This is a genomic window from Flavobacterium xizangense, assembly GCF_054075145.1.
In genome coordinates this window covers 1-228 of record NZ_JBSIPG010000373.1, presented here as the reverse complement: position 1 = coordinate 228, position 228 = coordinate 1, and the positions used below count along the sequence as shown (strand labels likewise).

At 38.6% G+C, this 228-nt stretch carries 1 protein-coding gene; it reads right to left on the bottom strand.

Annotated features, from left to right (window positions below; genetic code table 11):
- Positions 1–228 (bottom strand): 6-phosphogluconolactonase (locus ACWA1B_RS23825; RefSeq protein WP_456911177.1); only part of this gene is annotated, 228 nt, incomplete at both ends.

Here is a 228-nt window from a genome sequence, read left to right as displayed (position 1 = left end):
CTCAGGAGTAACGCCATCTTTGTACATTTCAAAAATATTCTCTTGCGGAATAGGAACGTGGCTCAATAATGTTGAATAAGACATTTTAGCATTGCTCAAATCATCGTTTAGCGGAACCCATCTTTCGTCTCCCCAGAAAATATAAACCTTGCTCCAGTCTATTTTGTTTTTGTAAGCATCAGAAGCCAATAATCTGTAAATTCCTGCTGGAGAAGAACCTCCTGTAAG